The 8,155-nt window shown below is 64.5% G+C and carries 8 protein-coding genes; all 8 read right to left on the bottom strand.

Annotated features, from left to right (window positions below):
* On the bottom strand, positions 1-476 hold a 476-nt coding region (locus VFA16_RS19560), incomplete at its 3' end, for a mammalian cell entry protein (RefSeq protein ID WP_324969412.1).
* Positions 476-1,153, bottom strand: coding sequence for a mammalian cell entry protein (locus VFA16_RS19555; protein WP_324969411.1), 678 nt, complete (start codon positions 1,151-1,153; stop codon positions 476-478). The genes VFA16_RS19560 and VFA16_RS19555, both read right to left, overlap by 1 nt.
* On the bottom strand, positions 1,153-2,874 hold the full coding sequence (locus VFA16_RS19550; RefSeq protein WP_324969410.1) for an MCE family protein: 1,722 nt from the start codon (positions 2,872-2,874) through the stop codon (positions 1,153-1,155). The genes VFA16_RS19555 and VFA16_RS19550 overlap by 1 nt, the downstream gene beginning before the upstream one ends.
* Entirely contained in the window at positions 2,874-4,040 is a 1,167-nt protein-coding gene (locus tag VFA16_RS19545) for an MCE family protein (RefSeq protein WP_324969409.1), read from the bottom strand. The genes VFA16_RS19550 and VFA16_RS19545 overlap by 1 nt, the downstream gene beginning before the upstream one ends.
* Positions 4,037-5,440, bottom strand: a complete 1,404-nt coding sequence (locus VFA16_RS19540; RefSeq protein ID WP_324969408.1) for a virulence factor Mce family protein — start codon at positions 5,438-5,440, stop codon at positions 4,037-4,039. The genes VFA16_RS19545 and VFA16_RS19540 overlap by 4 nt, the downstream gene beginning before the upstream one ends.
* Positions 5,437-6,516 carry an MCE family protein gene (locus VFA16_RS19535; RefSeq protein ID WP_414687767.1) on the bottom strand — a complete coding sequence of 360 codons (1,080 nt, stop codon included), beginning with the start codon at positions 6,514-6,516 and terminating at the stop codon, positions 5,437-5,439. The genes VFA16_RS19540 and VFA16_RS19535 overlap by 4 nt, the downstream gene beginning before the upstream one ends.
* Positions 6,482-7,528 carry a virulence factor Mce family protein gene (locus tag VFA16_RS19530; RefSeq protein WP_324969406.1) on the bottom strand — a complete coding sequence of 349 codons (1,047 nt, stop codon included), beginning with the start codon at positions 7,526-7,528 and terminating at the stop codon, positions 6,482-6,484. The genes VFA16_RS19535 and VFA16_RS19530 overlap by 35 nt, the downstream gene beginning before the upstream one ends.
* Positions 7,528-8,155, bottom strand: a 628-nt coding sequence (locus VFA16_RS19525; protein WP_324969405.1) for an MCE family protein, incomplete at its 5' end; no start/stop codon positions are given. The genes VFA16_RS19530 and VFA16_RS19525, both read right to left, overlap by 1 nt.

Here is an 8,155-nt window from a genome sequence, read left to right as displayed (position 1 = left end):
GGCGTGATGTAGTTGATCAGCCACTTGCCGTCGATCCGTTTGTAGTCGACACGCAATCGGCTGCCGTCGTAGATCGGTTGCCGTGATTTGTCGGTCACCGTGCGGTTCATGTAGACCATGACCGTGGCCGAATCCCTTTTTGCGGCCATCACTCCCACGCCGACGACGCTGGCTTGCACGACGACTTCGCGCTTACGCGCCTCGGGGATGATCTGCTGGTCGGCGCTTTTCTTGAACGCCTGCCGGTAGTCCGGCGTCAGCAGCGGATACGCGTCGCCCAGGCTGCGTTCGACCGTCTGATAGTCGTAGCCGAACACCGAGGGTATCTGCCGGGCGGCCAGCGAGGGCAGCGCCGCCCGTGCCGACTGCTCGCCGCGAGTCTGCACCCGATCCCAGTAAAACCAGCCGCTGACCGCGGCCAGTGCGATGAACACGGCACTGAGCAAGCCGGCAGCGGTGATCCGCAACCACCGCATCAATTGCCGCCCTCCGGATACTTCAGGTCATAGCCGGTCATCCGGCCATTGTCGTCCTCGTGCACGATGACCCGCATGCGGTAAGGCACGGAGGGTTTGTTGACGCCGTCGATGTCGGTGACGGTGACCCGCACCGACACCAGCACAGAGGCGTTGTCGGTGACGTTGTCGACGCTTTCCAGCGCAGCGCCGTTGATGACCGCCTCTGAGCTGGCTTTGGTGTCGCGGAACAGGGCCTTGAGGTTTTCGACGTTGTTGTTGGAGTCGAGCATGCCTCGCAGCGGTCCACTGGTGCCATCGACGAATCGGTGGACGCTCTGGTCGATGGTGTCTGGGGTGTAGCTGAACATGTTGACCACCGTCTGGGTGGCGGTGTCGACGAAGCGCTGGGCGCGGGCTTGTTGCGCGTCGGCGTGCCGCTGCTGGACCACGAGCACGGTCAGGCCGGTCGCTAGCACCGCGATCGCAAAAAGGCCGACCCCCAGGCTGATCCAGCCCACCAGGCGGCGGTGCGCCGGCCGGCGTGGCGGTGGGGCGACCGGTGCGCTGCGCCGCTTCGGCGGCTCGGCCGGCGCCTCCACCCGAACCGTGGTGGCAGCGGTGGACTCGGCTTTCGCCGGCCCGGCGGCGCGGGATGCCCGACGCCGAACACGCGCCGCCTGCTGTTCAGCTGTCACTACAACTGCCTCGGATCGCGCATGAGATCCACCCAATTCTCCGCACTCGATGCACCGCTCATTCCAGGCGCGAAGATACCGGTGCCGCCTGCCGGATCGGTGAACGCCCCGGTGTGCTGGTCATAGGTGGTGTAGGCAGCACCGCTGGCCTGCGGCACCGGACCCGGCGGCGGGCCCCACGGCTTCTCGGGGCCTGGCCCTTCCGGCGGCGGATTGATCCCTTCCGGCGGTGGCGGCGGCGGAAGCCACTTCGGGTAAGGCAGCTGCGGGGGCTGCGGTGGGTAGGGCGCCGGCGGTATCCACGCCTGTCGACCGTCGGTCCCGCCGGTGTTGGGTGGCGGCGGCACCGGGAACGGTTGATTGGGTGCCGGACCCGGTCCCGGCACCACACCGGGCGGCGGCGGCCCCACGATAGGGGTACCCGGGTCCGGGTCGGCGCCCGGCGGGATGTACGGGAACTTGTTGGGCGGCAAGGCGTTTAGCCCGTTGGTCATCGGCGTGCCGTACGGGATCGGCGGTCCGCGCCACGGATTGGTACCGATCGGCACATAGCCCCGCGGGTCCCGACACAGCTGCACGGTCGGCGCCCGCTTGCCCGGAAACTCCTGGCAGGGGTAGTTGCGCGCGCCGCGCACCGTGGTGGGGTCGTTCTGGGCCACCTTGCAGTACATGTCCGTCGGCAGCTCGCGCAACGTCTCGTCGGCGGGCGTCCGAACCAACGGCGGCGGGATGAAACCGGTGTTGCACGGCGGCGGGTCACCCAGGTCGACTTTGAAGTCGAGTTTGGCGCCCTCGTCTTGGGGCTCGCCGCCCGCAGCAGTGGTAATCGCGGCGAACAGCGCCGGCAACACCACCAGCAACTGTTCGAGCGTCTTGTGGTAGATGACGCCGACCCGGCCCAGGTTGGCCAGGCTCGCCGCGAGCATCGGAAACGACGGCCGGATACCGGAGAAAGCGGTGCTGGTTTCGTCGGCTGCACCGGGGACAACCGCCAGCAGTTTGCGAACCTGCGGATCGGCGTGGCGAACCTCCGACGTGAACCGAGCCAGCCCGTCGGCCAGCGACCGGATGTTGTTTCCCGAGCGAATCTGGGCCTGCAACAACGGGCCTACTTGATCGATCAATTGGGAGGTCTGCGGGTAGTTGGCGTTGGCCGCGTCGACCAGCAGTCGCGACGATTCGATCAGCCGGGCCAGTTCGGGACCAGATCCGTTGAACGCCGTGAACGTTTCGTGCAGCAGCTCACGCAGCCGGGTGTTGGCCACGCTGTTGACCAGCGTCTCGGATTTGCGCAGCAGCGTTGCAACGTCCTCACTGAGCCGGGTATTGCTGCGCGCGATGCGAGACCCGTTGTGCAGCTTGGTCGCTGAGGGCTTGTCGGGCGGCACCAAGTCCACGTACTGCTCGCCGATGGCAGATACACTCTTGACGCTGGCGATGACGTTCGACGGTACCGGTGTTCCGCTATTGAGCCGCATCTTGGCGTCGACGCCACTGGGATTGAGCCCCACCGACTCGACCCGGCCGACCGCGACACCGCGGTACGTGACGTTGGCGTTCTTGTACAGACCCCCGCCGGCTTCGAAATCGGCGGTTACGCCGTAGGTGCCCAGGCCGATTGTGGCCGGCAACCGCAGATAGAACACCGCGATCAGACTGACCGTGATAGCGGTGACGAGCGCGAAGACAGCGAGCTGAATTCGGGTGAGGCGGTCCCGCATCAGCGCGCCCCCTGCTGTGCCGCAGGCTGCGCGACGGGAATCTTGAACGGGTCGGCGGCCTGGCCGGACAGGTTGGCCATTTCACCGGTCAAGAAGTCCGGCGGGTTGAGCACCTCACTCATGTGAGTCATGTTCGGATCGAAATACGCTGTGGTGAAGAACGTCTCCCCGATCCGGCGCAAGGTCAGGTCGAATGTCGTGAACACATTGAGGTAATCGCCGCGGACGGCCTGCTTGATACCGAAGTTGGGGAATGGGAACGTGAGTAACAACTGCAGCGAGGTCACGAAGTCCTTGCGGTTGTCGGCGACAGCCTTGGTCACCGAATACAGGCCCTTCATATCCTCGGCGAAATCTCCCTTGATTTCGGAAAGCACATGAGAGGCAACGGTTGCGACACGCTTGAGCGCGGCGAACGCTTCGACGATGTGGTCACGGTTTTTGTTGAGCACCCGCAGCGCATCAGGCAAGGTGTCCAGCGCACGGCCGAGACTGTCCTTACTACGGGCCAGGATGGCCGAGAAGCGGTCCAGCCCTTCGACGGCCGCGATGATGTCGTTTACCTGGCGGTTGAGGCCCGCCGTCAACTCCGCGAGCCTGGGAACCAAGTCGGTGAACTGGCCCTGCCGGCCTACCACCGCCTGGTATGTCTCGTCGGTAACCTCCTGCAGCGCACCAAGATTCCCTTTGTTCACCACCACGCCCAGCGCCGAGAGCACCTCCTCGGTGGTGGGATAGCGGCTGGTGTTGGACTCCTGAATACGCGAGCCGTTGACCAGCCTGCCGACCGGCGGCTTGTTCTGCGGACGAGCCAGGTCAATGTGCTGGGAACCCAGCAGCGACGTCTGGGCCACCTTGGCTGTCGAGTTGGCGGGCAGCACCACGTTTTTGTCCAGTGCCAACTGCACAGCGGCGTAGAAGCTGCCGTCAGCTCGCTCGGCCGCCTGGATTCCCGACACACTGCCGACGGTGACGTCGTCGACCATGACCGGCGAATTCTGGGGCAACGTCGCCACATCTGCAAGCTCGACAGTGATCTTGTAGGAACCTGCACCGTGGCCCGCCGTGCCCGGCAACGAGATTGAGTTCAGCCCAGTGAACTGACAGCCGGCGAGCACTACACTGCCTGTTACCAATGCGCTGCCGCGCAGCCAATTTCGGTTCATCGACCAGCCCCCTGCTCGGCAGGCAGCGGCGCGGCGGCGGGTGCCGGACCGGGTGCGGGCCCGTTGGGTGTCGACGCCGGCGACGGTGCTCCTGGCCCGGGCTTGGCACCCGGGGCGGGCGGCACCAGCAGGTCTTGCAGATCCCCGGGTTTTGGCGGATGCACACCGGGCGCGGGAATCCAGGTCAGCTCCGGAATAGGGGTCTGCGCCTTGGCTTCGGTGGCTGGGGTGTCGTAGATGACCTGACCCTTGTACGCGGTGATCGAGTTGATCGGGTGAAACATGACGGGCGGATAGTTCGCCGTCAGCCGCCGCAGCACCGGTCCCAGCCGCTCACGGCAGAGTTCGGCACGGCGGTAGTAGTCGGGCGCGACTTTCCCGGCGGCAGTGTCGAAGGAGCCGCCACAGATGAATTGCACCGGGTTGCTGAATTCCGGTATCGACAGCAGCCCGTTCAATGTGCCCTGCGCCGGGTCGTAGATGTTGTAGAAGTTGGCGATCCCGGGACCCGCCACGTGCAACACCTGCTCGATGTCGTCGCTCTGATCACTTAACACCTTGGTCAAGTCGTTGAGCTTGTTGACCGTCCCCACCAGCGTCGAGTTGTTCTCGTGCAGAAATCCTCTGATATCGGTCAACGCCTGGTTGAGTGTGCCCAGCGTGGTGTCCAAGTTGCGGGAGCTGTCCGCCAGCACCTGCGACACCGACGCCACATGACCGGAGAACTCGACGATCTGTTCGTTGCTCTTCGACAGCGCGTCGACGAGCACCTGCAAGTTTTTCACGGTGCCGAAGATGTCGGTGCGCGAGTCACCAAGTCGCCCAGCGGCTTGCGACAGCTCGCGCAACGCTTCGTGGAAGGAGTCGCCGTTGCCGTCGAGGGTGTCTGCGGCCTGGTTGATCAGCTTGCCCAGCGATCCCTGCATCTGCCCGGCCGCCGGACTCAGCTGGCCAGCCAGCTGGGTCAGCGCGTCTTTCACCTCGTCCCACTCCACCGGGACCGCGGTGCGGTCCAGTCCGATGCTGGCGCCGTCGGGCAGCGCGGGACCTCCGGTATATGCGGGGGTGAGCTGAATAAACCGCGCTGCCACCAAGTTTGGCGCCATGATGACCGCCCGGGCGTTTTGCGGCACCTTCAACTCGGCCGGTACGGACATCACGACTTTGACGTCGGAGGGCCGTGGCTCGATCGTGTCGATCCGACCGACCGGCACGCCGAGGATGCGGACTTGATCGCCGGGATAAAGCCCGACCGCGGAGCTGAAGTAGCCGACGAGCTTGTGGCTGGCACGGGTCGGCCAGATCAGGTAGAGGCCCGCAAGCAATATCAGAACCAGGGCGGCGGCCACCAGTACCTGCAGCCCCCGCCTGCGTCGTGGCGCGACCGAGAAGACCGTCATGGTGACTTCGGCCTAATGATCCAGCGCTCTTGGATCATCCCGCGCAGATAATCGGCGAAGCTGTCCGGCATCTTGTTGGGCTGGAAGACGAAGTCGAACATGAACGCCATCAACGGCGCTGGCAGCACGCTGTAGACGTTGACGTTGAAGCCGGGACCGGAGCCAACCACCTCGCCCAGCGTGGTCGCATACGGCGGCAACCGTTTGAGCGCCTCGCTGATGTATGCGCGGCGTTCATTAAGGTCGTCCAGCACCTGGTTGAGTTTGCCCAGCGACGGCCCGAATTCGCGGCGGTTGTCGGCCACGAAACCGGAGATCTGTTGGGCGAGTTCGTCGATTCCTGAAATCAGCTGAGCCAGTGCGGCACGGCGCGCGTCCAGCGCGGCGAACAGCTGATTGCCGTCGAGGATCAGCTTGTTGACCTGCTCGGCGCGTTTGGCCAGAACGGATGTCACTGACCTGGCGTGCGCCAGCAGTCCGTCGAGCGCCTCGTCGCGGCGGTTGAGGGTGCGTGACAGCGACGTCACACCGTCTAGGGCGCCGCGCAGCTGCGGGGTGGCGTCGCGCAACGCATCGGTGAGAACCTGCAACGACTTCTCGAACTGGCCCTTGTCCAAGTTGTTGGCGTTGCCGCCCAGATCCTCGAGCGCGGTGCCGAGGGCGTACGGCGTCGTGGTCCGGCTCAGCGGGATCGTTGTCGCGCTTCGGCCGCCGGCCGGGGTCACGGCGAGCGACCGCTCACCCAGGATGGTGTCGGTGCGGATCGATGCCAGCGACTGGTCGCCGACGACGATGTGGCGGTCAACGGTGAACGACACTTTCGCGGTGTCTCCGGCAAGCGCGACCGCCTGCACGCGGCCGACTTTGATGCCGGAGACGTAGACGTCGTTGCCGGGCACGATGCCCCCGGCGTCGCTGAAGTACGCGTCGTAGGGCTTGCCCTGTGGCCAGAACGGCAATTGGCTGTAGCCGAACGAGACCAGCACGATGCACACCACAAGCACCACACCGAAGATGCCGGTGCGCAGCGGGTCACGACCATCACTTGACAAAGGCGCACCTCCCCTTGCTCGGATCGGGTTGGCCCCCCATGGGGATCAATATGTCGCCGCCTACCGGCCCGTTGAATTTGAGCGTCACCGAGCAGAAGTAGATGTTGAAGTAGGCGCCGTAGGCGCCGAGTGCGGCGAGGCGCAGATAGTCTTCGCCGAGCTGTTCGATGTCGTTGTTCACCTCGGCCTTGCGCGCGTCGAGCTCAGTGGCGATTGCGCGGGTGTTTTGGATGACGCCCTTGAAGGCCGGCCGGGAGTTCTTCAGCAGTGAAGTCAGATCGCGCTCGGCGGACGCCAGCGGGGGGATCGCGCCTGCTATCGAGTCGCGGCCTTGGGCCAGACCGGTGATCAGTTGCTGCAGCTGGTCGATGCTCGCCGAGAACTGGGTACCTTTCTGGTCGACCGTGGTGAGCACCGTGTTGAGGTTGTTGATGACGTCGCCGATGAGCTGGTCGCGCGCGCTCAGCGACGAGGTGAAGGCATTCGTATCGGCGAGCAGGTTCGACAACGCCCCGCCCTGGCCCTGCAGCAGCTCGATGACGTAACTGGTGATCGTGTTGATCTTGCCGGCGTCCAGGCCTTTGAGGACCGGCCGGAGCCCGCCCACCAGCGCGTCGAGGTCCAGCGCCGGTTGGGTGTGCTGCTGATCGATGGTCCCACCGGGCGGCAACTTGCGCAGATCGCCGGGGCCCGAGGTGATTTCGAGGTAGCGGTCGCCGACAAGATTTTCATACCGGATCATCGCGCGCGTCGACGAATACAGCGTGTAGCGCTTGTCCAGGCCGAAGGTGACGTTGACGCTGTTGTTCGGATTGAGTTTGACGTCTTTCACCGACCCGACCGGTACCCCGGCGATGCGAACTTTCTGACCGGGTTTCAGCCGAGTCGCGTCGGTGAACGTGGCGTAGTAGGTGTTCTCCGGACCGAACCGAAATTCACCGAAGATCACTACAAGGCCGACGGCAACGAGCAGCATCGCGACGGTGAAGATGCTGACCTTCACCATCATCCTTCGGTGAGACTCGTAGCGCGCCATTAGAAGTCGTCTCGTTCTGCGAATGCGCCGTGGAACAGGAACTGCAGCGTCGACGGTGCGTCCACTTGCATTTCGGTGAATGGCTCATACGGAATGTACGCGTTGTCGGTGACCAGGAACGGGGCCCGGTACCAGGAGCCGCCGTGCTGCTTGGTCGGAATATCGGGTAAGCCACGGCAGTTCGGGCCGCCCGAGGCGTTGACGATCGGCAGGCTCTCCGGATAGGTGTACGACGGCGCACCTAAGACGAAACTCGATGAAGTGAACAGGCCCGCCTTCTGGACGCCGATCAGTGGCGCGAACTCCTTGATGCCGCGGTCGATGCCCTTGAAAAGGCAACCGAATTCGGGTGAGTAGTCAGCGGCCACCTTGATCGGGGCCCGCAGCCGCTTGATCGCGTCGATGAGGTTCTGCTCGGCAGGCGCGAGCGTCTCATAGAGGTTGTTGGACACGCCGATTGTCGCTAACAAGGTGTCGTTGAGGTCACCTTGCTGGTCGACGATCGTCTTGCTGATCGTCGGCACGTTGTCGATCACGGTGGTCAGGTCGGGAGCGGCGTCGGCGTAGATGTTGGCCACGGCGGCCGTCTTGGCGAAGTCCTGCTGCAAGGTAGCGAGCTTCGGATTG

The sequence above is a fragment of the Mycobacterium sp. genome (assembly GCF_035653355.1).
Classification (GTDB): domain Bacteria; phylum Actinomycetota; class Actinomycetes; order Mycobacteriales; family Mycobacteriaceae; genus Mycobacterium.
The sequence above is the reverse complement of the archived record's forward strand: the minus strand, read 5'-3'. Positions and strand labels throughout refer to the sequence as shown.